Raw genomic sequence first — 22,383 nt, 5'->3', positions numbered from 1 at the left:
ACACTTTTTGCCGATTGTTACGGCAGTCTTGACGATGATTTCGTCAGAGCCATGTCGGCATTTCGGATCGCGCCGATCCTCTTTTGCCTCCCGTTTCTGTTCCGCCGCCAGCTTGTCGACGATTTCACGTCAAGCCTGCCTTGTCAGAGAGTGCCGTGACCCGCCACGCCCATCGGAAACATCATCAAGTAACGGCCCGTTCACCGTTCTGACAGCGTTATGACACATTGCGATTCTCCGGCCAAGCATCGGTTTGGTCGCACCTGCCGTGAATGCGGGCGATCGGCAGTTTTTTGCGCAAAATGTGGCTAACCGCTTGTCTGTTGCCGGAAAAACACGCGGTTTTTCTCATCCCGAAGGGATGGAATGTCCCATCTTTTGGGCGAAGACAGTTTGAGGCGCGCGTTTTCACGGGTCTTGAGACAGGCTTCGAGACGCTGCGCACGCTGATGGGTTGCGAGGGTTTAAGGGGAAATGTTCACAAATATTCCCTTTCGAAGGATGTGTTGTGCTTTTGGCACATGTGGTCTGCGGGCGCATTCTTCCCCCTGACGCCGGTTTGCGATCTCCTGTAAGCTCGCTGGATGACTGCTGAATTTCGTTCGAGGATCGCCATGCTGTTTTCCCCGCTGTTCCGGCTTCCGGCCCTTACCCGTCAGACCCTGAGCGCTGCTCTGCTGGGGGCGAGTGTGACCTTTGCGGCCCTGCCGATGGCTCCGATGCCGGCGCAGGCGCAACAGGTCAGCGCGCTGATGCAATCCATTGCCGAGGCTGCGTCCTCCTCGAAAGACCTCTCCGAGTTTTACCGAGCCACTGGCTACAAACCGATTTTTACGGACACCAGCGCGCGGGCCAAGGCACGGCGTGAGGCCTTGCTGCGCGCGGTTCAGGCTGCGCCGGAAAAGGGGCTCGCCCCCTACGACACCGCGCTTCTGGAAGCCAATCTCCGGGCGATCAAATCCGACCGCGATCTGGGGCGCGCCGAAGTGGCCATGGCGCAACTCTTTCTCGATTATGCTCGTGACATCCAGACAGGCCAGCTGATCCCTTCGCGCATCGACCCCGGACTGGTGCGTCAGGTGCCGTATCGCGATGGTGTGCAACTTCTGACCAACTTCGCCAAATCCAATCCGCAGGCTTATCTGCGCAAGCTTGAACCCGGCTCGCCGGAATACGCGCGTCTTTTGAAAGAGAAGGCGAATATGGAGCGGGTTTTGGGTGCGGGGGGCTGGGGGCCGACTGTGCCGGGATCGAAATACGAACCGGGCCAATCGGGCAATGGCGTGATCGCGCTGCGCAACCGTTTGATGGCCATGGGCTACCTGCCGCGCTCGGCGGCGACCTCCTATGACGCGGCGATGACCAAGGCGGTGCAGCTTTTCCAGATGCAGCATGGTTTGACTGCCGACGGGGTGGCCGGGCAGGGCACTTTGGCCGAGATTAACGTGAGCCCGGAAGAGCGTCTGGCCTCGATCCTCGTGGCGCTGGAGCGTGAGCGCTGGATCAACATGCCTCTGGGCAAGCGCCACATTTGGGTCAACCTGACCGATTTCACGGCCAAGATCGTCGACAACGGGCGCGTGACCTTCGAGACCCGTTCCGTCGTGGGACAAAACACCGGCGACCGCCGCAGTCCCGAGTTCTCCGACGAGATGGAGCATCTGGTCATCAACCCGACCTGGAACGTGCCGCGTTCAATTGCGGTCAAGGAATACCTGCCGATGATGCAGCGTAACCCCAATGCCGCGGGCCATCTGCGCCTGATCGACAGCAGGGGCCGGGTGGTGAATCGGGCGAATGTGGATTTCACCCAATACACGACCAAGACCTTCCCCTTCGCGCTGAAACAGCCGCCCTCGGACGGCAACGCGCTCGGGCTCGTCAAGTTCATGTTCCCGAACAAGTACAACATCTATCTGCACGATACGCCCTCCAAGAGCCTCTTCGGGCGTGAAGTGCGCGCCTTCTCCCATGGTTGTATCCGTCTGCAACAGCCCTTCGATTTCGCCTATGCGCTGCTGGCGAAGCAGACCTCCGATCCGGAAGGTTTCTTCAAGGCGAAATTGTCGACCGGGGTGGAGAGCGTCGTCGAGTTGGAAGAGCATGTGCCTGTCCACCTTGTCTATCGCACGGCAGTGACCCTGCCGAAAGGCGGCGTCGAATACCGCCGCGACATCTACGGTCGGGACGCGAAAATCTGGGCTGCGTTGAGAGCTAAGGGTGTGCAGTTGCGCTCGGTGGGCGGATAACTTCCACCGGTGTTCACGGCGCCGTAACAGTTGGAAACATCAGGGGGACTTTGCGTCCCCCTTTGCTTTTCAAAGCCCTGCAAAGCGCTTATGTCTTCGGCAAGACTGACGGAGACTTGACCATGCCCATCACGATCGCGGACCTTGCAGCATCCCTCAACGCGCCTTTCGAGGGTGACGGGAGCCTGATCGTTCAAGCCGCGCGTGAGCCGCAGGACGCGGGGCCGGACGATCTCGCGCTGGCGATGGACCCGCGTTTTGCCGGTAATATCGCGAAGGGGCAGGCACAGGCTGCCGTGCTTTGGGAGGGTGCGGACTGGCAGGCGCTGGGGCTCAGGGCGGCCATTTTGGTGAAACGCGCGCGGCTTGCCATGGCCGGGGTGACGGCGGCGTTCGACCATGGGCTCGGGCTTGAGCCGGGGATTCATCCGACGGCGGTCATTCATGAGACGGCTCAGATCGGCGAGAATGCCGCCATCGGGCCTTTGGTGGTGATCGGTAAGGGGGCGAAGATCGGGCGCAACGCGCGGATCGCGCAGCATGTCTCCATCGGTGCGGGCGTCACCATCGGTGACGATGCGTTGATCCATCCGGGTGTGAAAATCGGTGCGCGTGCGACCATCGGCGACCGTCTGATCGCGCAGCCCGGCGGCGTGATCGGCGCGGACGGGTTCTCTTTCGTGACGCAGGAGAAATCAGCGGTCGAAGAAGCCCGTGAGAGCCTTGGCGAGACGGTCGAGGCGGCTGGGCAGGCGTGGATGCGGATCGCCTCCATCGGCTCGGTCGTGATCGGCGATGACGTGGAACTGGGGGCCAATGTCACGATTGATCAAGGCACCATCCGTGCGACCCGGATCGGCCATGGCACCAAGCTCGACAACCAGGTCCACATCGGCCACAACGTCGTCGTCGGCAATCACTGTCTCCTCTGCGGTCAGGTCGGCATCGCCGGTTCCACCGTGATCGGCGACTATTGCGTCATGGGCGGTCAGGCCGGGGCCGCAGACAATCTCACCATCGGTACAGGCGCGATCATCGGCGCGGGCACCGGGGTTCTGTCGAACGTGCCGAAGGGCAAGGCGATGATGGGCTACCCGGCGGTGGCGATGCAGACCCATGTCGAGATGTACAAGGCGTTGCGGCGTCTGCCACGGGTGCTGTCGAAACTGCGGGAGAAGGGGTGAGGGGCTGCCGCTGCGTCATTTGATGGCGGCTCAGGGCAAAAACCTGTTTCATACGTTGGCAATTCATTCTAAAGCCTTTCTCGAAAATCGAGGGGCGCAGCTCGGTGGTCTGCGTTGTGTGGTGACCTGATGTCACACGCGTTTCGCGGCAATTGAATGCTTCACGTTTGCTGCAAAACGCTTTACATCAGGCTCAAGTTTCGGATCGGAGGGGCGCAAATGTCGCAGGATGTGAAAGAGAAGATCATCGAGATCATCGCGGAACAGGCGGTTCTGGACCCGGCGGACGTCTCCCTCGATCAGTCTCTTGAAGACCTCGGGATCGACAGCCTCGGTCTGGTCGAAAGCATTTTCGCCATTGAGGAAACCTTTGACATTTCCGTGCCGTTCAACGCCAACGAGCCGGAACAGTCGGATTTCGACATTTCCTCGGTCGCCGCCATCGTCAGCGCGGTCGAAGCGCTGATCGCCGATCAGAAAGCATGAAGCGCGTCGTCATAACCGGGGCGGGCACGGTCAATTCGCTTGGTCTCGATGTGCCTTCGACGCTCAAGGCCATGGCCGAGGGCAAGAACGGCATTTCCGAATTGCAATTTCGCGACGTGGACCGTCTGGCAATCAGGATCGGTGGGCAGATTCACGACTGGGACGCCGAAGGCCGGTTCAATCGGCAGCAAATGGCGCTCTACGACCGCTTCACCCAGTTCACTCTGGTGGCCGCACAACAGGCCATCGGTCGGTCGGGCCTTGAATTCGTCGGTGATCTGGCCTTGCGTTCGGGTGTGGTGCTCGGCACCTCCGGCGGCGGGCTGACGACGCAGGATGACAATTACCGCATGGTCTATGAAGAGGGGAAGAACCGGGTTCATCCCTTTGTCGTGCCGAAACTCATGAACAACGCGGCCACCAGCCACGTCTCGATGGAATACAACCTCAAGGGGCCGTGTTTCACCGTGGCGACAGCCTGTGCGTCCTCGAACCACGCCATGGGACAGGCCTTCAACATGGTGCGCCACGGGGTTGCAACGGCCATGGTGACGGGCGGCTCCGAGTCCATGCTGTGCTTTGGCGGGGTGAAAGCTTGGGAAGGGCTTCGGGTCATGTCGAAGGACGCCTGTCGTCCGTTCTCGCTCACCCGCAACGGTATGGTGCAGGGCGAGGGCGCGGCGGTCTTTGTCTTTGAGGAATACGAGCACGCGAAAAAGCGCGGCGCGGAGATTCTGGCCGAAGTCATCGGGTTCGCCATGACCTCGGACGCCTCCGACATCGTCATGCCTTCGAAACAGGGCGCGGCGCGGGCGATTTCCGGCGCGATACAGGACGCGCGGATCAACGCCTCCGAGATCGGCTATATCAACGCCCATGGCACCGGCACGGCAGCCAATGACAAGACCGAATGCGCGGCGGTGGCCGACGCTTTGGGCGCGCATGCCGACAACATCATGATTTCTTCGACGAAATCCATGCACGGCCACCTGATCGGCGGCACCGGTGCGGTGGAGCTTCTGGCCTGTATCATGGCATTGCGCGACGGGATCATCGCGCCGACGATCAATTACGAGGAACCGGACCCGGAATGCGCCCTCGACGTGGTGCCCAACGAGGCGCGGGATGCGCAGGTCGATGTGGTGCTGTCGAATGCCTTCGCCTTCGGTGGGCTAAATGCGGTTCTGGCGCTGCGCAAGGCGCCGTAAATCACACCTGAAACTCAGGCGATCCAACAAAAGAAAAACGCCGCGCGGGGTCATCCGGCGCGGCGTTTCTTATTCTGGAAAGGTGGATTTATTCCGCCGGTGCTTCCGGTGCTTCGTTCTGAATCTCGTCCGGGGCGGAGGGGCCTTCGCCTGTCTTGGCGGCCTCGTTCAACTCGGTCACTTTGGTGTAGCCTGCGGTGAAGCCCGACAGCGACAGTTTGAGCGTAACGGGGTTGTCGGTCCGCCCCATCGGAACGATCCCGACCAGACCCTCATTGCCCTTTTTCAGAAGATCGACATCGGCGCTGGTCAGGCCGGCGCGCACGAAACAACCGACCCTGTTGCAGAACTGGAACGGGTATTTGCGACCGTTTTCGCCATCGACGAAAAAGGCGAGCTGGGCGGTCAGCATGGTTTCCAGCGGCGTGGTGAAGGTGGCGGCGGCCTCAATCTCGCCCTGACCGACGTGGAAGATCGCGACCTCGGCGACTTCGGTACCGTTCTCGTCTTTTAGCAGTTGATAGAGCGAGCAGGGGTCGGGCTGGTCCTCGGGGGCTTTGATACAGCGGATTTCCCAGTCGCCATGGGTTTCCAGCGTGTAAGGCCGTCCGATGTTGTCGGCGGCGGGGGTCGCTGTGGCCTCGGTGCCAATCGGCGTGCCGGCGGAAAGCTCGGCATCCTGGGCGGCCAGCGGTTGGGTCAGGCTGAGCGCACAAGCGGCGATGGCTGCGAAAGAGGTCAGTGTACGGGAGACGGAAATCATCATCTGTCCATTGGTTGTTATCGAATGTTGCCTCTGCTCTATCATGCGTATGACAGGCTGTCAGGGGGCCTGGATGAATATTTTCGTGAGCCCGCGGCGCAAGGCAATGCTGCCAAAGCATGATACCGCCGATAAAGACAAAAGCCCCGGTTTCCCGAGGCCTTTGCTGATCCATATGTGACCTGTCTCTGAAGCGCAGGTTACATTGGCTTGACGTTCTCCCCATCGGACTTGGCCGACTTATTGGCAGGGACGGTATGACAGGTTTGTGATCGCGTCAACGAAAAATTGCATTCTGAAATTTACGGTAAAATTCCACAAAATGCGGTACTTGCAGGGTGTTGCTCAGGGCGAGAGTCTTACCCGGGTCGAGGTGGGCTTCAGGCAGGGAGAGGTCGAAAAAAGGCCGCACCGAATGTGGTGCGGCCAGTCTGACAGGGAGGAAGTCATTCCGAACCAAAGAGGAGTGGTTCGGATGACACTTATTCTGGCAGAAATTGGTTAAGATTGTATTGTGCATGGATACGGAGCTGAATTTCTTGATGATTTGCGGGAATTCGGGTCCTGAGATCTGAGATAACGAATGGAACGGCAGGATGAGTGAGACAGGGATGGACCGGATTTTCGTTGGCGGTGGCGGTGAAGACTATGGCACGCCGCAACATCTTTTGCTGAAATACGGCAATCGCCACGGGCTGATCGCGGGCGCGACGGGCACGGGCAAGACGGTGACGCTGCAAATCCTCGCGGAGAGCTTTTCCAAGGCGGGTGTGCCGGTGTTCCTCTCCGATGTGAAGGGCGATCTTTCGGGGCTTGCGAAATCGGGCGACCCGGCGGGCAAAATGCATGCGGCTTTTGCATCGCGCGCCGAGACCATCGGCTTCACCGATTTCGGCTATAATGCCTTTCCGGTCACCTTCTGGGACCTCTATGGCGAACAGGGCCACCCGATCCGCACCACGGTGTCGGAGATGGGGCCGCTGCTCCTGAGCCAGCTCTTGCAATTGACCGAAGCACAGGAGGGCGTGCTCAACATCGCGTTTCGGGTGTCGGACGAACAGGGCTTGCCGCTGCTCGACCTGAAAGACCTGCAATCGCTTCTGGTCTGGGTGGGCGAGAATGCCGACAGCCTGTCGTTGCGTTACGGCAATGTGTCGACCGCTTCCGTGGGTGCGATTCAACGTGCGCTCTTGGTCCTCGAAAATCAGGGCGGTGACAAGTTGTTCGGCGAACCGGCGCTGGAGCTGTCCGACATCATGCGCACCGACACCGATGGGCGCGGGCGCATTTCCATCCTCGCCTCCGACAAGCTCATGGCCTCGCCAAAGCTTTACGCCACCTTCCTGCTGTGGCTCCTGTCCGAACTGTTCGAAGACCTGCCGGAGGTCGGCAATCCGGACAAGCCGAAGCTCGTGTTCTTCTTCGATGAGGCGCATCTGTTGTTCGACGACGCGCCGAAAGCGCTCGTTGACAAGGTGGAGCAGGTGGCGCGTCTGATCCGTTCTAAAGGCGTCGGCGTCTATTTCGTCACGCAGAACCCCGATGACGTGCCCGAGGACATTCTCGGCCAGCTCGGCAACCGGGTCCAACACGCGCTGCGCGCCTTCACCGCGCGGGACCAGAAGGCACTGAAACTCGCTGCCGAGACTTACCGCATGAATCCGCGTTTCGACATTGAGACCGCGATCAAGGAAGTGGGGACGGGGGAGGCGGTGACCTCGTTTCTTGAGGCCAAGGGCGTGCCGGGCATGGCCGAGCGCACGCTGATCCGTCCGCCCTCGTCACAACTCGGACCGATTACTATGGGGGAGCGTGCGGGGATTGTGAACACTTCGCCCATCGCCGGAAAATACGAGACGGTGCTGGACCGCGAAAGCGCGTTCGAGTTGCTGAAGGCCCGTGCCGAGACGGCCGCGCAAGAGGCGGAGGCCGCAGAGGTCAGGGAAGCGGAAGGGATGAAGGGCCGCGAAGAACTGGAACGCGAATTTTCCAAGGCGCGGCGCTATGATGGCAAAAGCTATGAGCGCAAAACGACGTCCAGCCGCAGCACTTCCACGCGCAAATCCTCCGAGAAATCCTTCGGTGAGGATTTGACCAAGATGGTGATGAAGGAATTGACCGGCACAACCGGCAAACGCATCGTGCGCGGCATTCTCGGCGGGCTGTTCAAAGCTCGCTGAGGCAAAGCCTTAGCGGAGGAGGCTGAGATCGGTCTCGGTGAAGGTCACACCAGTCACCGGGGGCACCATCGCCAGAAGCCGCGAGGCTCTGCCCTCGGTCAGGGAGATCAGGCTGCCATCTCTGCCGCTGACGCACTGCCCATGTTGCCGGTGAGGGTGATCATATTCAGCATCTCCGTAGTGCTGAGCGCCTCGGCTCCCTCTGCCAGGTAAATCGTCACTGGAGAGATCACCTGACCGTCCAGATCGAGATCGAGCGTGTAATAGCTGCCGTCATCGTCCTCGTGCAGGCTGACGGAATAAGTCCAGCTCTCGTCCCAGCCACTCAGCGAGACCTCAAGCGTATCCGTGCCCGGCTCGAAATCTGTGACCGTGGTATCCCAAGTGCTCAGGTCGTCGGTCTCGTCGAAATAGGTGCCGGTGTAGAAGGTATCGGCGCCTTCGCCGCCCGTGGCCACCGCTTGTTGTCCCATGTTCAGGAGATCGTTGCCCGCACCGCCGTCGAGCACATCCATGGCGTCATCGGCAAGAACGCTTCCAGCCTGACCGCCGATCAGGATGTCATTGCCCTCACCGCCCGAAAGCGTGTCTGCCCCGTCACTGCCGACAATAAGATCGTCGCCCGCACCGCCATCCACCGCGTCATCGCCGGTCCGGGCCCAGATCCGGTCCGCACCGTCTTCGCCGTAGATCGTATCATTTCCACTGTCGCCGCTCAGATTGTCGTCGCCTTCACCGCCGAAGATCGTATCGTCACCGGCCCCGCCGGAGACCACATCGTTCCCCACGTTGGCGTCGATCGCATCGTCTCCGTCGCCGCCTTTGACCAGATCGTCGCCCCAGCCGGCGTCGATCACATCGGTGCCTTCACCGCCATAAAGCCGGTCTTCGCCGCCACCACCGGACATGGCGTCATTGCCATTGCCGCCATAAAGCACATCGTGTCCGCTGCCGCCCGAAAGCACATCGTCGCCGTAATTGCCATCGAGATAATCGTCGCCACCACCGCCTTCGAGTGTGTCGTCGCCATAATCGCCATAAAGCCGGTCATTGCCGACGCCACCGCGCAGGTCGTCGTCGCCCCAACCTGCATAGAGCGTGTCGTTGCCCCAACCGCCGCCGAGCGTGTCGTCATCCTGCTGGCCGTTCAGAATGTCGTCGCCGCTACCGCCAAAGATGCTGTCATCGCCTCTGCCACCGCGTAGCACGTCATCGCCGGCACCGCCGCGGATTTCATTCGGTTCATCGCCACCGTTGATCTCGTCCGCGTTCGCGGTGCCGAAGCGCCAGATGGTGGTCTCATCATCGGACTCGGTCGCGCTGTCGGAAAGATCATCCTGAGATGTGTCGTCAGAGTTGGGGATGTCCGTGTCTGAAGTGTCGTCCTCGGTTTCGAAAACAGACGTGGCAGCATAGGCCACAGCAGAGCCTGCCAAAAGTGCAAAGACAGAAAGCATAGGGCCACCCCCAGAAAATTAACCAGATATTAACGGTTTGTTAATATCTCCGTTTATTCAGGCGAGTCCATTTGCATTTTGGCAAAAATGTGTCGCATTTATGGTACTTTTCGCACAGGGGTAAGGGTTCTTTCAGGATTGTGTCAGGTCTGAGAACAATGCACTCAACCGTGCCGCTTCCTCTGTCAGCCCCCAGGGCGCGTTTACAAAGATCATGCCGGAACCGATCATGCCATGGCCTTCGCGCGCCGGGGGGAAGCGCACCTCGTGTTTGAGAAAACCGGGCAGGGCAGCTTCATCGAGCGCCCGGGTCATCGCGACATGTGCGCCCGTGGTCAAGATCGGATACCAGAGCGCGATCACACCAACGTTCCATTTGCGATGCAGCTTGGCGATGAAGCCGGGAAGTGTTGCGTAATCCGATTTGATCTCATAGGGCGGGTCGATCAGGATAAGCCCACGCCGGGGCGTCGGCGGGCAGAGGCTTTGGGCGAACTGGAACCCGTCCTCTTTCACCAGATGCGCACCCGTTCCCCGCATTGCCTCTTGCAGATGCCCGAACTCACCGGGATGCAGTTCGGCGAGGTGGATTTTGTCGATGTTACGCAAGAGCGCTGCGGCGATCGCGGGCGAGCCGGGGTAGATCGTGGCACCATGGCGTTGCGTCACCGTCTGCCGTGCGCGAGTGTAGGGGTGATCCGCCCCGAACCAGTCCGCGACCTTGAGAATACCCTCCGTCGCCTCACCGGTCTTTTGCGCCTGATCGCCCGAAAGATCGTAAAGCCCTCGCCCGGCATGGGTTTCGAGATAGCTCACCGGCTTGTCTTTGCGCGTCATGTAATCGAGCGCCGTGGCCAGAAGCCCGTGCTTTTGCACATCCGCAAGATTTCCGGCGTGAAACCCGTGTTGATAGGACAGCATCAGGCGTCCGCCAGCGGTCGGATCTTGAGCTTGGTGATGCGGTTGTCCTTACGCTCCACCACTTCGAACCGGTAGCCGTGGAAGGAAAACACCTGACCCGGGCTCGGGATTGTCTGGGCCTCGTGGATCACGAGACCGGCCATGGTGTTGGCCTCCTCGTCGGGCAGGTTGCATTCCGTCCAGCGGTTGAAATCGCGGATCGTCATGCCTGCGTCGATCTCCCAATCCCCGGTTTCGCCCGATTGTTTCGGGGCATCTTCCGAGCGGTCGAATTCGTCGGTGATCTCGCCAACGATTTCCTCAAGGATGTCCTCCAGCGTGATCAGCCCTTGCAACGCGCCATATTCATCCACCACGAGGGCGAAATGCGTGTGGCGTTTCAGGAATTGTCGCATCTGATCGTCGAGCGTCGTGGTTTCCGGCACGAAATAGGGCTTCATCGCCACGGTCATGACGTCGAAATCCGAGAAGTTCACCAGCATCATCGGGTTCTCGCTTTCATGTGCCACCCGGTCGGCATGCATGCCGCGCAACAGGTCCTTGGAGTGCAATACGCCGACGATATTCTCCGGGTCGTCGCGATAGAGCGGGATGCGCGTGTGCGGACTTTTCAGCGAGCGCTCAAGGATTTCGCGGGCCGGCAGGTCCACATCGAGCATCTCGATCTGCGAGCGGTGTAACATGATCTCCTCGACCGTGCGCTCGTTCAGGTCGAGCGCGCCGAGCAACCGGTCGCGATCCTCTTTCTCCACCGTGCCTTCGGACATGCCCAGCGTGATCGCGCCGACGATTTCTTCCTTCACGGCCAGAACGCCTGCGTTCGGGTCGGTCTGTACCCCGAACAGCCGCAAGAGCCCGCGCACCAGAAGCCGCACGAAGGCCACGATCGGCGCAAACACCCTGACCACCACCGCGATCGGCCCGGCGACGCGGGAGGCGGCCATTTCCGGGTTGGTGATCGCATAGGTCTTGGGCAGCACTTCGGAGAAGATCAGCACCAGCACCGTCATGATCAACGTTGCAAGCGCTACGCCGTTTTGGCCGAACACCTTGGTGAAAAGCGCCGTCGTGAGCGAGGTCGCCAGAATGTTCACGAGGTTGTTGCCCAGAAGCACCGAACCGATCAGTCGCTCGCTGTCCTCGGTCACCGTGAGCGCCCGTTCGGCGCCCTTATCGCCCTTGTCGGCCTGCGCACGCAATTTTCCGCGTGACGCTGCGGTCAGGGCGGTTTCAGAGCCGGAGAAAAACGCGGACAACACCAAAAGCCCCGCAATCGCGGCGGCGGTGATCCAGAAGGCGGCGTCTAGAAGCGTGGAAGTCTCTGTCATGGCATGGTTATGGGGTCGGACGGGCGTCTTCGCAAGAGGGGGAAAGGGGATCGTCATAGAGGATGCTCGCAATTTCCGGGGTTTGCGGATAGGGTCGATGCCGAGGACTGGCCGAAGGGCCGCCCTCTGACACTCCATTCTGATGAAGGGAGACTGCCGTGCGGATCAATCTTGGCTGCCGGTTCGATTTCAGGCTGTTGCAACCGACCCCGATGATCGCGCTTCTGAACGTACATTTTTCGCGTTCGAGCGATCTGGAGTACCCCGATCATGTCAAGACCAGTCCGCCAGTGCCGCTGTCGGCCTATCGCGACGGGTTCGGTAACTGGTGTACACGGTTTGTCGCGCCTGCGGGCTATTTCAGTGTCGGCAATCAGGCAATAATCCGCGACAGAGGTTTGCCCGATATCCCGGCACCGTACTCCTCGCCCCAGACCCCGGTCGAGGCCCTGCCGCCTGAGACTCTGCCGTTTCTTCTGGGCTCACGGTATTGCGACACGGATCTCCTTTCGGATGAGGCGTGGCGGTTGTTCGAAAACACGCCGCCGGGTGCGGCGCGGGTGCAGGCGATCTGCAATTTCGTTCATAGCCATATCCGCTTTGACTATCTTGAGGCGCGGGCGACACGATCTGCGTCTGAGGCTTATCACGAGAGGGTTGGCGTTTGCCGCGATTTCACTCATCTGGCCATCGCCTTTTGTCGCTGCATGAACATTCCGGCACGCTATTGCACCGGTTATCTGGGGGATATCGGCATGGAGCCGCCTTATCCGCCGGGCGATTTCGCTGCCTGGATGGAGGTCTGGTTGGATGGTGCGTGGTATGTGTTCGACCCGCGCAACAACATGCGTCGGATCGGACGGGTTCTGGTTGCGCGCGGCCGCGATGCCGCAGATGTGCCGCTGATCCATTCCTTCGGGATGAATGAGTTGACGGGTTTCGAAGTTTGGGCCGATGAACAGCCTTGAGGTGCAGGCTTAATCCTCCGCCAGAGGATGTTTCGTCAGCACCAACTCCCGCAGCCGTTCATCGAGCACATGGGTGTAAATTTCCGTCGTCGACAGGTCCGCGTGGCCCAGAAGCGTCTGGATCGCGCGCAGGTCCGCGCCATGGGCCAGAAGATGCGTCGCGAACGCATGGCGTAGCGTGTGTGGCGTGACCTTGGCGGGGGAGACCCCGGCTTGTACGGCGATCTCCTTGATCAGCTTGTAAAATCCGTCGCGGGTGACATGGCCGAGCTTGCCGCGCGAGGGAAAGAGAAAGGCAGAGGGCTTCACGCCTTTTTCCCGTTTCGCGAGATCTTCGGTGGCATCGCGGGTGGAGAGCCAGTCCTTGAGCGCGGCGCGGGCGGGCTCGGAGAGCGGCACCATGCGTTCCTTGCCGCCTTTGCCCATGATGAGCAAAAGCCGGGGATCGCCGCGGGTCGCCGAGACGGGCAGGGACACAAGCTCGGACACCCGCATCCCCGTGGCGTAGAGGATTTCCATCAGGCAGGTGTTGCGCAACCGCTCCGCCTTCGTCCGGCCCATCTTGCGCGCTGCGTCGAGAAGGCGTGCGACCTCGTCCTCGGACAGGGTTTTCGGCAGGCGTTTCGTGCGCCCGGGTCCCTTGATCTGGATCGCCGGATTGTCTGCGCGCCAGCCTTCCTCGAAGGCGAAACGGTAAAGCTGTTTGATCGAGGAGAGCCGACGTGCGCGGGTCGATTGTGCCAGCCCCTCGGCTTCGCAGGCCACCAGATAGCTTTCGATCTGATCGCGGCTCGCGGTCTCGAATGTGGCCCCGCGCCGGGTCAGCCATTCGGAAAATCCCACGAGATCACGCCCATAGGACAGCCGCGTGTTCTCCGCCGCGCCCAGCTCCGCCATCTGCGCCTCCGCAAAGGCGGAAATCCAGAGGGCGTCTGCGGGCGCAAGGCTCATCCCCGCCGTTCCAGCAACAGAAGTTCCAAAGCCGCCCGCCGCGCCGTGGCCTCAAGCCCGATGGCGCGGAAGAACTGGATCGCATCCGACAACTCGTCGAGATCGCCCGCCGCGCCGCCTTCGAGCAATTCGATGCCACGCAGGATCGCCTCGCCCAGACGTTGTTCGTTGATCAGGGTTTCGAGCCGGACGGGAATGCCAGTGGCGCGGAAGCCCGCCGCGATGGCGCGCGATTGTGCATCCGTGGGCCGCTGTGTCGGCAGGTTGCCGGTGGCGATGCCGTGCAGGAAGCTCTGCTCGCGGGTGAGCGGGGTGTTCCATTTCAGCGCGATCTTTTCGTAATCGGGGGACAGGAGCGCGACCTCGAACGCGATCCCGGAGGCTTCGCCGGTGAGCGGCAGGGCCGCGAGACGTTGCGCAAACAACTCGGCGAAGACCGGTTGCAATCCCGAGGCCCGCATCGCATCCCAGACCTTCGGGAGTCGCAGCGCCACGATTTCAAGATCGCCCCGCGCCAGCGCGGTCTCGAAACTCTGGAGCGCGTCGATCCGGTCCCAGATGCCGCCCGAGGCCGCCGGAAGATGTTCCGACCAGATGCCGAGCCAGCGGTTGGGCGAGAGCGCGCCGACACGCGCCAGCCGTTCGGCGGCGGTGGCGCGCGCCTTCCAGCCGGAGGTGGCGCGCAGGTCCGATTGCGCAAAGGCCAGTGGCAGCGAAGAAGTCGGCAGCGGCTCGCCGATGGCTTCCATCAGGCGGAAGGTCAGGGGCGTCGGATGGTCGGGCACCGGCAGCGGCGGTTCGCCTTCGAAGAGTTCGGGATCAAGGAACCGCGCCAGAAGCGCCCCCTGATCTTCGCGGATGAGCCCCAACGCCTCGCCGGTCTCAAGCGTCAATGCGGCGGCACTCCAGTCGCCGCCCCGTGCGAGGCAGAAAATCCGCGCCTGTAACGCGGGGGAGAGGCCCGGCGTGTGGTTGAGCCGTTGACAGGCGGCGTCTTCGGTGCCGAGCAAAAGCTTGGTGTCAAAGGCCCGCCGGAAAATCTCCGGCGTTGTCAGCCCGGCAAGCTCCATCAGCGCGTCGGCCTCATCGAGCAGGCCCTGTGCCAGCAGCGCGTCGATCCGGGCCAGAAACAGTCGCCCGTCGCGATCCGATTGCACCGGCGGTTCGAGCTCGGCCAGAACCAGCGTGTTCAGCAAGCGGCGGGAGGCGGGCAGGAGATCGGCGCGACCGGAGATCGTGGTGATGCGCCGGGCGATGTCCGTGGCGGTCGAGGCGCCCCAGAGATTGCGCGGCAGACCGGTCGTCGAGGCGGGCAAGAGCCCTGCCGCGTCCGGGTCGGGCGCATCGAGGGGGATCACCGTCACCTCCTCGGGCAGGGCGTTTTCCGAAATGTCGCTGGCTTCGGGCGGGGCGAGCGGGCGCGGGTTTTCCAATGTCTCCGACAGCCAGTCGATGGCCGAAAGCGGTTTGTCCTGTGCGTGCAGGGGCAGGGCCGTGAACAGCAGGGAGAAGGTCAGACCGGATGTCAGACCCAGAATTGGCGAAGGCACGCGCACGGCGGGTCCTATTGCAGTTCGATCGTCACGGGCGCGCGCTGTTCGCTGCGCTCCGGCGAGAGATCGCCGACATAGGCGAATCCGATGAAGCCGATGAGGCCGAGAAGGATCAGGACGGCCAGAAGCCGGAAAAGGAATTTGCGCAAAGTTCACTGCCTCCGTTTGCGCCGGGGCCCGCCGGTTGGACTGTTCTCGTCCGTAATTTTCCGCCGGTCCCGGGTTTTCTCGGTTTTATATATGGCATTTTTTGCAAGATCACGCCATTGAGGGGACGAAATTTTCATAGGCGGGAAATTGCCGCCTATGCATGTGGGCCAGAAGACTGGACTGAGGGGTGTATTCGTGAGCGGGTTGAGAAAGACCGTGGCCCTAGTGGGCATGATGGGGGCGGGCAAGACGGCGGTGGGCAAGGCTCTGGCCACGCGTCTCGACGTGCCCTTTCTCGATTCGGATCAGGAGATCGAAAAGGCGGCGGATCGCAGCATCGCGGAGATATTCTCTCGCGATGGCGAGGCGTTCTTTCGCGCCCGCGAGACCGAGGTGATCGGGCGGCTTCTCGACACGGAACGCGGCATTCTCTCGACCGGGGGCGGGGCGTTTCTTTCCGAGGTCAACCGCCGGATGATCGCCGACAAGGGCATTGCGGTCTGGCTCAAGGCCGATCTCGACCTGTTGTGGAGCCGGGTGAAACACAAGAATACGCGGCCGCTTCTGCGCACCGCGAACCCTTATGAGACCCTGCGCGAACTGGTTGCCGCCCGCACGCCAGCCTATGAAATGGCAGGCATCGTGGTCGAGGCGGAGCCGGGCCTGTCGATTGACGCGATGGCTGACAAGGTGATCGGGGCACTCGCCGCCCATGGTGGAATTCTGGAGGAAGATCAATGAGCTATCAGACCGTTCACGTGCCTCTTGGAGAGCGTGCCTATGATGTGCGGATCGGTGAGGGGCTTGTGGCCGAGGCGGGGGCACATATCGTGCCGCTTCTGGGCAAGAAGAAAAAGGTCTTTGTCCTGACCGATGAAACCGTCGCCGGGTTGCATCTTGAGACCCTGCGCGCGGGGCTTGCGGCCTCCGGCATCGACATGGTGGCGTTGGCGCTGCCTGCAGGTGAGAGCACCAAGGGCTGGCCGCAGTTCACCCGCGCGGTCGAATGGCTTCTGGAAGAGAAATGCGAGCGTCGCGACATCGTCGTGGCCTTTGGCGGCGGGGTGATCGGCGATCTGGCGGGGTTTGCCGCCGCCGTGCTGCGCCGGGGCGTGCGGTTCGTGCAGATTCCGACGACGCTTCTGGCGCAGGTCGACAGTTCGGTCGGTGGCAAGACCGGGATCAACGCGCCGCAGGGCAAGAACCTGATCGGCGCATTTCACCAACCCTCTCTGGTGCTGGCCGATATTTCCATCCTCGGCACGCTGACGAAACGCAATTTCCTTGCGGGCTACGGCGAGGTGCAGAAATACGGGCTGCTGGGCGATGAAGAGTTTTTCGAGTGGCTGGAAGCGAACGGCCCGGCACTCGCTGCGGGCGATATGGCGCTTCGTGCCGAGGCTGTGCGGCGTTCGGTGCAGATGAAGGCGGATATCGTCGAGCGTGACGAGACAGAGCAGGGCGACCGCGCGCTTCTCAATCTCGGCCATACCTTCTGTCACGCGTTGGAGGCGGCGACCGGTTATTCCGACCGTTTGCTGCATGGGGAGGGTGTGGCGATCGGTTGCGCTCTGGCCTTCGAGCTGTCCGCCCGTCTGGGGCTCTGTTCTCAGGAGGCGCCGAGCCGGGTGCGCGAACATCTCAAGGCGATGGAGATGAAATGCGATCTGAGCGACATACCGGGCGATCTGCCTTCCGCGGAGGCGCTGGTCGATCTCATGGCGCAGGACAAGAAGGTGCTCGACGGTCAGCTCCGCTTCATCCTTGCGCGTGGCATCGGATCGGCCTTTGTCACGGCAGACGTACCGCGTGAGGCAGTGCTCTCGGTGTTGCGCGACGGCCTCTGAAAGTAACAAATAATCCATGGCATTTTATTCATCCTCTTTGGAAGACGCGGGTAAAAGGGGCATAGTTTTCAGACCAGCCTGCCGACAATGCGACACCGACGGAAATTTCAGACGAATTGACGAATTATAGTTTCTTTTACCCCCTGTCGTTTGGGGAAAGGTCATGAGCGATATGACGCGATTTCGACAAAACTTTCAGGTCCCGACCACATTGGGGAGCCCTGTGATTGCGAGATTCATCGCGGCGGTGACCGTTCTGATCCTGCCGGTCGCGATTACTTGCTATGTCGTGCTCGGTGAATATTTTATGGCGTTGTATTATGCCTCACTCGTCTTGCTGATCGCCCTCAATCTCTGGGTTTTCCAGAAATGGCAGAAAATCCCGATCAATCCGATAGTGCTTCTTGTGGCTGTCGATCTGGGGGCATTTGAACTGATTGCTCATCATGGTGTCGCGACGGCCTTCTGGCTGTTCCCGATCACTGTGGCGGGGTTTTTCTACGCCGCGTTATGCATCGCGCAATACCTTGGCATATTGGTGGGGCTGATCGGTGGGGGCCTCGTGTATCGCGCAACGGGGGATGTCTGGTTCGCGCTCCACCTTGTTCTGGCGCTGGGAACCGTCATCATGTTCATGCGTTTCATGCTGATCACCATGACGCGGCTTGAAGGCAATCTGTGCGAGGCGGTGGAGCGCGATGCTCTGACCCTGTGCCGCAACCGCGGTTCTTTCATGCGTCGGCTCGAAGAGGGGCGCTTCGGCGCAGCGCCGGGCAGCCTGTTGTTTATCGACATCGACCATTTCAAACGGGTCAATGATAGCTATGGCCATGTGATCGGCGATCAGGTGCTGCGGGACATTGCCGATGGCATGCGTGAGGTGCTCCGGCAAGGGGAGCACCTCTATCGTATGGGCGGCGAGGAATTCGTTGTGCTCCTGTCCAATGTCCCGGTCGAACTGGCTGTGCGTGTGGGCGAACGGCTGCGCAGGCATCTGGCGGAAAAAGACCTGCCCAAGGGCATTCGGCTCACGGTTTCGATCGGGGTGGAAGGCTATTCCAACCGGGACGGGATCGAACAAGCGCTCAACCGTGCGGATGCGCATCTCTATCGTGCGAAACAGGCCGGGCGCAACATTGTGATACACCCCGGATCAACCGGGCACTGAAGATCGGGTCAGCCTCGCACCACCAGAAGATCGCAGCGCGGATCGCGAATCTGCTCTTCGGTGAAGCCGCCGAGCAGGCTGGGCGACAGCGGCATCCGGCCATGCGCCCCCAAGGCGAACAGATCGGCCCCGCTGCGTGTCATCGCCTCCGCAAAGGCGTCATGCACGCTGGCGGGCGTCACCTCCGGTTTCGGCAGGCCCACGGGGATCGCGGCGCTGTCCCACCATGTGTCGAGACGGGCGCGAGCGTCCTTGACGAACGGTGCGAGCTGTTTCTCGCTCGCATCGCGTGCGATCATGCCGCGATAGGGCACATGAACCGCATGAAATGTGGCGATTTTCGCCTTCGGCGCCAAGGTGAGTGCGGTGCGTCCGGCAGCAAGGCAGGAGGGAGAGAGGTCGATGCCGCAGAGCACCGACGCATAGGGGCCGCTCACCGGGTCGCGGACCAAAAGCACCGGACGGTGCAATGCCCGCACCACCCGCTCCATCGTGGTGCCCGAAAACATATCCCAGAACGGTCGCGGCTTGTGTACGCCAAGAACCACGAGATCGGCGTCTATCGCTTCGGCCATCTCTGCGATGGTGCGGACAGGGTCGCCGGTTTCCACCACGATTTCGGTGTTGTCGGGCGCATGTTCTGAAGCGGCGACGACGCCGAGCACTTCCTCCGCCGTCTGACGCATCCGGGAGACCACGGCGGCAGGCAGATCTTCGTCGATCACATGCATGAGAATGATCTTGCCCCCGTGTTCCCCGGCCAGTTGCACGGCGCGCTCCACAGCCCGGTCGGACCGGGACGACAGGTCGCTTGCGACGAGAATACGGTTCATGATGATCTCCTCTCCTGTGATGACGAAACCTGCTCCTTGGCAGGATCTTCACTCTCTAATATGGGGATCATCCGACAATTTTTTCAGGGGGCGGGACGAGGTGTCGCGGGGTGTGCCTTTGCGTCGAAGTCCTGTCACGAAAACACCCCGCGTTGCGGGGTGTTTCCTTGGTCCAGTGTTGTCCTGCTCAGAACGGAATTTCGTCGTCGTCGAGCGAGGGGCGGGAACTGCCGCCGGAACCGCCTTGCGAACCGCCGCCGTAGCCACCGCCCGAGGAGCCACCGTAGCCCGGATCGTCATAACCGCCGGAGGGGCCCTGATCGTAACCGCCGCCGTAGCCGCCGCCACCGCCCTGGCCGCCTTCGCCACGACTGTCGAGCAGCGTCAATTCTCCACGATAGGGGCGCAGCACGACTTCGGTCGTGTAGCGGTCCTGACCCTGCTGGTCCTGCCATTTACGGGTCTCCAACTGGCCTTCGATATAGACCTTGGAGCCTTTACGCAGGTACTGCTCGGCAATCCGTGCCAGAGGTTCGGAGAAGATCGCCACCGAATGCCATTCGGTGCGCTCCCGGCGTTCGCCGGTGTTGCGGTCTTTCCAGTTTTCCGAGGTGGCGATCCGCAGGTTGCAGACCTTGCCGCCGTTCTGGAAGGTGCGCACTTCCGGGTCGCGCCCGAGATTGCCCACGAGGATGACTTTGTTCACGGACCCGGCCATGCAAACTTCTCCCTGAGATTCTAGAGTTGGTCCCCGTTACATCATCCCCGGGGGGCGGAGGACAAGCAGAAAACGGCTTGCGACGCAGAGGTCGTTTGAAATGGGCGGTTTTGTGGCTATAGTGCGCGCGTAAGGGCAACGGTGAACGGATTTCGCAAGATGGTGGTGACGCGGGGACGAGGCGCTTCGGGGCAGAGATTTTCTCGTGCGCAGACGATTGGAATCTGCCTCTTGTCCGGTTTCCTTTTGCCTGGCCTCGCACAGGCAGGCGACACGCTTTCGACCAGCAACCGCATGGCGATCTTTTCCTCGCAGCTCGATGTGCTCGATGGGCGTGCTGCGCAACAATATTCCAACTCTGTGACCTATCAGCCGGAGCGCTTCGGCGCCGATGGTCTGACCCAGCGCTACACCGGCGCCTACAAGGGCCAGTACCTGCCCGTCGCCGAACAGATGGCGCGCAAACATGGTGTGCCGACCGATCTTTTCCTGCGTCTCGTGCAACAGGAAAGCGGCTGGAACCCGACCATCCAGTCGCCGAAAGGCGCCACTGGGCTCGCGCAGCTCATGCCCGACACGGCCCGCGTTCTGGGCGTGAACATCAACGATCCGCATCAGAACCTCGAAGGCGGTGCGCGCTATCTGCGGATGATGTTCAACCGCTTCGGCAACTGGCGTCTGGCGCTTGCAGCCTATAACGCGGGCCCGGAGGCGGTCGAGAAATACGCCGGTGTGCCGCCCTATCAGGAAACCATGAATTACGTGCGGATCATCTACGGGTCGTGAGACGACGTGAGAGGCCGGGACCCATGCTCGGAACTTTCTACCCCTTGGTGGGTTATCCTTTCAATGAAACGCGGTGCTTTGCGCATCGCCTTCCGAAAGGAGAGACCCATGAAACGCACTGTGCAACGCACGGCTTTGTTTGCCCTCTTGACCTCGTCCGCCATGGCCGCAACCCCGCTTTTGGCGGAGCCGCTCGATATTGCCTCCGTCGAGGTCGAGGCCAATCTCGAAGCCGTCGATTCGAATGCGCTCGACCGCTGGCCCGACATCGCCGAGGATCTGACGCTCGCGATTACTGCCGGTCTGAATGATCAGATGGAAGAGGACGGCGATTATGACGTCCGCGTGGATGTGACCGAGATTTCTAATCTCGGGGCCACCTACCTGAGCGATGACGGCGAATTCAACCAGCTCGAAGGCTGGGTCTATATCGACGGTCCGGGCTCCGAGGAGCCGCTGAAGAAATATCACATCATGCTCAAGGCAGAGGAGCTTGAGGGCTTCAAACCGGTGCATGTCGCCATTGTGCCGCCGGACCGGGCCGCGTTTTACGACGCGATGGTCATGGCCTTCGCCGATCAGGTGGTGACCGATGTGTCCGAGTTGCAGACCGACTGGCTCGTGCCGGATCAGGCCGACGACAAGTCGTAACGCGTGAGACGCGACACCAAAAAGCGAAAGGCGGGGTTTTGCCCCGCCTTTTTTCATATGTTCCACTGCTGGTTCACCGTGTCTGGCGGAAGTCCCGGGGCGACAGGCCGGTGTGCTTGTGAAACGCCCGGCTGAAATAGGCCGCTGAGTGGAAGCCGAGCTTTTCGGCGATGGATTTCACCGGAAGGTCGGTTTCACGCAGCAGGCGGCGGGCCTCGAAATGCACGCGGTCGGCGAGGATCGCCGAGGCCGAGCGGCCACAGGCGACGTTGCAGGCTCGCGTCAGATGGGTCGGCGTCACCCCGAGGGTGGCGGCGTAATGGCCGACCGAATGGCCTTCGCGCAGTTCGCTTTCCACCAGGGCGGTGAAAGCGGCGGCGAGGCGGCGCGAGGCGTCCGGGGCCATGTCATAATCCGGCATCACCGACATCTGGCGTTCGAGCCAGACCGCGATCATCCCCGCCTGCAACGCCATGGCGCGCTCGCGCCCCGGCTGGCTGCCGTCGATCTCGCGTTGCAAGGCTTCGATTAGCCCGGTGATCTCGTTTTGCTGATGCACTTCCCTGAACCGCATGTGCAACGGTTCCTCGGGCAGGCCGAGCGCCGGATCGTCGGGCAGGTGCACCCGGTAGCCCATGACCTGACCGACGGGTTCGAACCCGTACATGGTGCGGGTCGGCAGGAACAGAAGGTTGTGCGGCCCAAAGCCTCGGGTCACGCCGGAGACGGTGATCCGGCCCTGACCGCGGGTGAACCACAAAAGCGTCGGCGTGCGGTGGCTGCGCATCGCCTGCATGCGCCATTTCTCCGCCGTCGACAGCGTGTTGGAGCCGCGCCCCAAAGGCAGCACGCGGTAGGCGGGTTGGGCCGGAATGTCGGGAATGTCGGGCGTGCGCGTCTTGCGCTTTTTCGGCGCTTCAGAGGCAGCTTTCGCCAGAGTATCGGATTTCGACATCTCCCCCAGAGGTGGAGTTTGGAAAAT

At 61.4% G+C, this 22,383-nt stretch carries 21 protein-coding genes; 11 read left to right on the top strand and 10 right to left on the bottom strand.

The features are described 5' to 3' along the window. The first annotated feature begins 584 nt into the window (after positions 1 to 584). The 4 genes from C8N42_RS16470 to C8N42_RS16455 all read left to right on the top strand — a co-directional run bounded on the left by C8N42_RS16470 (position 585) and on the right by C8N42_RS16455 (position 5,127). Complete coding sequence (locus C8N42_RS16470; protein WP_245890216.1) at positions 585 to 2,249, top strand: L,D-transpeptidase family protein; 1,665 nt, start codon at positions 585 to 587, stop codon at positions 2,247 to 2,249. 122 nt (positions 2,250 to 2,371) lie between these two features. After that, on the top strand, positions 2,372 to 3,433 hold the full coding sequence (gene lpxD / locus C8N42_RS16465) for a UDP-3-O-(3-hydroxymyristoyl)glucosamine N-acyltransferase (RefSeq protein ID WP_107817706.1): 1,062 nt from the start codon (positions 2,372 to 2,374) through the stop codon (positions 3,431 to 3,433). Positions 3,434 to 3,652: 219 nt separating this feature from the next. After that, positions 3,653 to 3,919 (top strand): acyl carrier protein, encoded by a 267-nt coding sequence (locus tag C8N42_RS16460; RefSeq protein WP_107817670.1) that lies wholly within the window; start codon positions 3,653 to 3,655, stop codon positions 3,917 to 3,919. Continuing rightward, positions 3,916 to 5,127, top strand: a complete 1,212-nt coding sequence (locus tag C8N42_RS16455; RefSeq protein ID WP_107817669.1) for a beta-ketoacyl-[acyl-carrier-protein] synthase family protein — start codon at positions 3,916 to 3,918, stop codon at positions 5,125 to 5,127. The genes C8N42_RS16460 and C8N42_RS16455 overlap by 4 nt, the downstream gene beginning before the upstream one ends. 88 nt (positions 5,128 to 5,215) lie before the next feature. Here C8N42_RS16455 and C8N42_RS16450 read toward each other — a convergent pair whose 3' ends face one another. Next, a complete protein-coding gene (locus C8N42_RS16450) occupies positions 5,216 to 5,893 on the bottom strand; it encodes an invasion associated locus B family protein (RefSeq protein WP_170109347.1) in 678 nt (225 codons plus the stop codon). 593 nt (positions 5,894 to 6,486) lie between these two features. Between C8N42_RS16450 and C8N42_RS16440 the strand changes: the two genes are divergently transcribed. Further along, positions 6,487 to 8,070: a helicase HerA-like domain-containing protein gene (locus C8N42_RS16440; RefSeq protein WP_211309206.1), complete on the top strand. Its 1,584-nt coding sequence runs from the start codon at positions 6,487 to 6,489 to the stop codon at positions 8,068 to 8,070. 107 nt (positions 8,071 to 8,177) lie between these two features. Here the strand turns inward: C8N42_RS16440 and C8N42_RS16435 are convergent, their stop codons facing one another. The 3 genes from C8N42_RS16435 to C8N42_RS16425 all read right to left on the bottom strand — a co-directional run bounded on the left by C8N42_RS16435 (position 8,178) and on the right by C8N42_RS16425 (position 11,776). Further along, a complete protein-coding gene (locus C8N42_RS16435; protein ID WP_107817665.1) occupies positions 8,178 to 9,527 on the bottom strand; it encodes a calcium-binding protein in 1,350 nt (449 codons plus the stop codon). 132 nt (positions 9,528 to 9,659) lie between these two features. Further along, on the bottom strand, positions 9,660 to 10,448 hold the full coding sequence (locus C8N42_RS16430; RefSeq protein WP_107817664.1) for a 23S rRNA (adenine(2030)-N(6))-methyltransferase RlmJ: 789 nt from the start codon (positions 10,446 to 10,448) through the stop codon (positions 9,660 to 9,662). Beyond that, positions 10,448 to 11,776, bottom strand: a complete 1,329-nt coding sequence (locus C8N42_RS16425) for an HlyC/CorC family transporter (RefSeq protein WP_107817663.1) — start codon at positions 11,774 to 11,776, stop codon at positions 10,448 to 10,450. Before C8N42_RS16425 ends, C8N42_RS16430 begins: the two co-directional genes overlap by 1 nt. A gap of 158 nt (positions 11,777 to 11,934) precedes the next feature. Between C8N42_RS16425 and C8N42_RS16420 the strand changes: the two genes are divergently transcribed. Further along, complete coding sequence (locus tag C8N42_RS16420) at positions 11,935 to 12,744, top strand: transglutaminase-like domain-containing protein (protein WP_342747980.1); 810 nt, start codon at positions 11,935 to 11,937, stop codon at positions 12,742 to 12,744. Positions 12,745 to 12,753: 9 nt separating this feature from the next. Here the strand turns inward: C8N42_RS16420 and C8N42_RS16415 are convergent, their stop codons facing one another. The 3 genes from C8N42_RS16415 to C8N42_RS21675 are packed head-to-tail and all read right to left on the bottom strand — an operon-like array spanning position 12,754 to position 15,397. Next, positions 12,754 to 13,695 (bottom strand): site-specific tyrosine recombinase XerD, encoded by a 942-nt coding sequence (locus C8N42_RS16415; RefSeq protein ID WP_107817662.1) that lies wholly within the window; start codon positions 13,693 to 13,695, stop codon positions 12,754 to 12,756. After that, positions 13,692 to 15,251, bottom strand: coding sequence for a hypothetical protein (locus C8N42_RS16410; protein ID WP_245890214.1), 1,560 nt, complete (start codon positions 15,249 to 15,251; stop codon positions 13,692 to 13,694). Before C8N42_RS16410 ends, C8N42_RS16415 begins: the two co-directional genes overlap by 4 nt. An 8-nt stretch (positions 15,252 to 15,259) precedes the next feature. Continuing rightward, a complete protein-coding gene (locus C8N42_RS21675) occupies positions 15,260 to 15,397 on the bottom strand; it encodes a hypothetical protein (protein WP_170109346.1) in 138 nt (45 codons plus the stop codon). Positions 15,398 to 15,554: 157 nt separating this feature from the next. Between C8N42_RS21675 and C8N42_RS16405 the strand changes: the two genes are divergently transcribed. From C8N42_RS16405 to C8N42_RS16395, 3 genes are all read left to right on the top strand, one after another. After that, positions 15,555 to 16,139: a shikimate kinase gene (locus C8N42_RS16405; protein WP_107817661.1), complete on the top strand. Its 585-nt coding sequence runs from the start codon at positions 15,555 to 15,557 to the stop codon at positions 16,137 to 16,139. Continuing rightward, positions 16,136 to 17,245 carry a 3-dehydroquinate synthase gene (gene aroB, locus C8N42_RS16400; protein WP_107817660.1) on the top strand — a complete coding sequence of 370 codons (1,110 nt, stop codon included), beginning with the start codon at positions 16,136 to 16,138 and terminating at the stop codon, positions 17,243 to 17,245. Before C8N42_RS16405 ends, aroB begins: the two co-directional genes overlap by 4 nt. 223 nt (positions 17,246 to 17,468) lie before the next feature. Continuing rightward, complete coding sequence (locus C8N42_RS16395) at positions 17,469 to 18,413, top strand: GGDEF domain-containing protein (protein WP_170109345.1); 945 nt, start codon at positions 17,469 to 17,471, stop codon at positions 18,411 to 18,413. An 8-nt stretch (positions 18,414 to 18,421) separates the two neighbouring features. Here the strand turns inward: C8N42_RS16395 and C8N42_RS16390 are convergent, their stop codons facing one another. Then, entirely contained in the window at positions 18,422 to 19,246 is an 825-nt protein-coding gene (locus C8N42_RS16390) for a universal stress protein (RefSeq protein WP_107817658.1), read from the bottom strand. A gap of 187 nt (positions 19,247 to 19,433) precedes the next feature. Then, the gene (gene ssb / locus C8N42_RS16385) at positions 19,434 to 19,964 is read right to left on the bottom strand and encodes a single-stranded DNA-binding protein (protein ID WP_107817657.1); all 531 of its coding nucleotides are present in this window, start codon (positions 19,962 to 19,964) and stop codon (positions 19,434 to 19,436) included. Between the two features lie 159 nt (positions 19,965 to 20,123). Here ssb and C8N42_RS16380 point away from each other — a divergent pair, with 159 nt between their 5' ends. Both C8N42_RS16380 and C8N42_RS16375 read left to right on the top strand, forming a co-directional pair. Then, entirely contained in the window at positions 20,124 to 20,750 is a 627-nt protein-coding gene (locus tag C8N42_RS16380; protein WP_107817656.1) for a lytic transglycosylase domain-containing protein, read from the top strand. Between the two features lie 108 nt (positions 20,751 to 20,858). Beyond that, a complete protein-coding gene (locus C8N42_RS16375) occupies positions 20,859 to 21,401 on the top strand; it encodes a hypothetical protein (RefSeq protein WP_107817655.1) in 543 nt (180 codons plus the stop codon). 73 nt (positions 21,402 to 21,474) lie between these two features. Here C8N42_RS16375 and C8N42_RS16370 read toward each other — a convergent pair whose 3' ends face one another. After that, entirely contained in the window at positions 21,475 to 22,356 is an 882-nt protein-coding gene (locus C8N42_RS16370) for a helix-turn-helix domain-containing protein (RefSeq protein WP_245890212.1), read from the bottom strand. Positions 22,357 to 22,383: the final 27 nt, after the last annotated feature.

The sequence above is a fragment of the Celeribacter persicus genome (assembly GCF_003050785.1).
Taxonomy (GTDB): Bacteria; Pseudomonadota; Alphaproteobacteria; order Rhodobacterales; family Rhodobacteraceae; genus Celeribacter; species Celeribacter persicus.
The sequence above is the reverse complement of the archived record's forward strand: the minus strand, read 5'-3'. Positions and strand labels throughout refer to the sequence as shown.

Excerpts from the sequence above, each read along its gene's own strand:
- C8N42_RS16425 (WP_107817663.1), bottom strand. The coding sequence starts at position 11,776 with ATGACAGAGACTTCCACGCTTCTAGACGCCGCCTTCTGGATCACCGCC.
- C8N42_RS16435 (WP_107817665.1), bottom strand. The coding sequence starts at position 9,527 with ATGCTTTCTGTCTTTGCACTTTTGGCAGGCTCTGCTGTGGCCTATGCT.
- C8N42_RS16390 (WP_107817658.1), bottom strand. The coding sequence starts at position 19,246 with ATGAACCGTATTCTCGTCGCAAGCGACCTGTCGTCCCGGTCCGACCGG.
- C8N42_RS16405 (WP_107817661.1), top strand. The coding sequence starts at position 15,555 with ATGCATGTGGGCCAGAAGACTGGACTGAGGGGTGTATTCGTGAGCGGG.
- C8N42_RS16375 (WP_107817655.1), top strand. The coding sequence starts at position 20,859 with ATGAAACGCACTGTGCAACGCACGGCTTTGTTTGCCCTCTTGACCTCG.
- lpxD (WP_107817706.1), top strand. The coding sequence starts at position 2,372 with ATGCCCATCACGATCGCGGACCTTGCAGCATCCCTCAACGCGCCTTTC.
- C8N42_RS16380 (WP_107817656.1), top strand. The coding sequence starts at position 20,124 with ATGGTGGTGACGCGGGGACGAGGCGCTTCGGGGCAGAGATTTTCTCGT.
- C8N42_RS16415 (WP_107817662.1), bottom strand. The coding sequence starts at position 13,695 with ATGAGCCTTGCGCCCGCAGACGCCCTCTGGATTTCCGCCTTTGCGGAG.
- C8N42_RS16470 (WP_245890216.1), top strand. The coding sequence starts at position 585 with ATGACTGCTGAATTTCGTTCGAGGATCGCCATGCTGTTTTCCCCGCTG.
- C8N42_RS16370 (WP_245890212.1), bottom strand. The coding sequence starts at position 22,356 with ATGTCGAAATCCGATACTCTGGCGAAAGCTGCCTCTGAAGCGCCGAAA.
- C8N42_RS16440 (WP_211309206.1), top strand. The coding sequence starts at position 6,487 with ATGAGTGAGACAGGGATGGACCGGATTTTCGTTGGCGGTGGCGGTGAA.
- C8N42_RS16430 (WP_107817664.1), bottom strand. The coding sequence starts at position 10,448 with ATGCTGTCCTATCAACACGGGTTTCACGCCGGAAATCTTGCGGATGTG.
- aroB (WP_107817660.1), top strand. The coding sequence starts at position 16,136 with ATGAGCTATCAGACCGTTCACGTGCCTCTTGGAGAGCGTGCCTATGAT.
- C8N42_RS16450 (WP_170109347.1), bottom strand. The coding sequence starts at position 5,893 with ATGATGATTTCCGTCTCCCGTACACTGACCTCTTTCGCAGCCATCGCC.
- C8N42_RS16455 (WP_107817669.1), top strand. The coding sequence starts at position 3,916 with ATGAAGCGCGTCGTCATAACCGGGGCGGGCACGGTCAATTCGCTTGGT.
- C8N42_RS16460 (WP_107817670.1), top strand. The coding sequence starts at position 3,653 with ATGTCGCAGGATGTGAAAGAGAAGATCATCGAGATCATCGCGGAACAG.
- ssb (WP_107817657.1), bottom strand. The coding sequence starts at position 19,964 with ATGGCCGGGTCCGTGAACAAAGTCATCCTCGTGGGCAATCTCGGGCGC.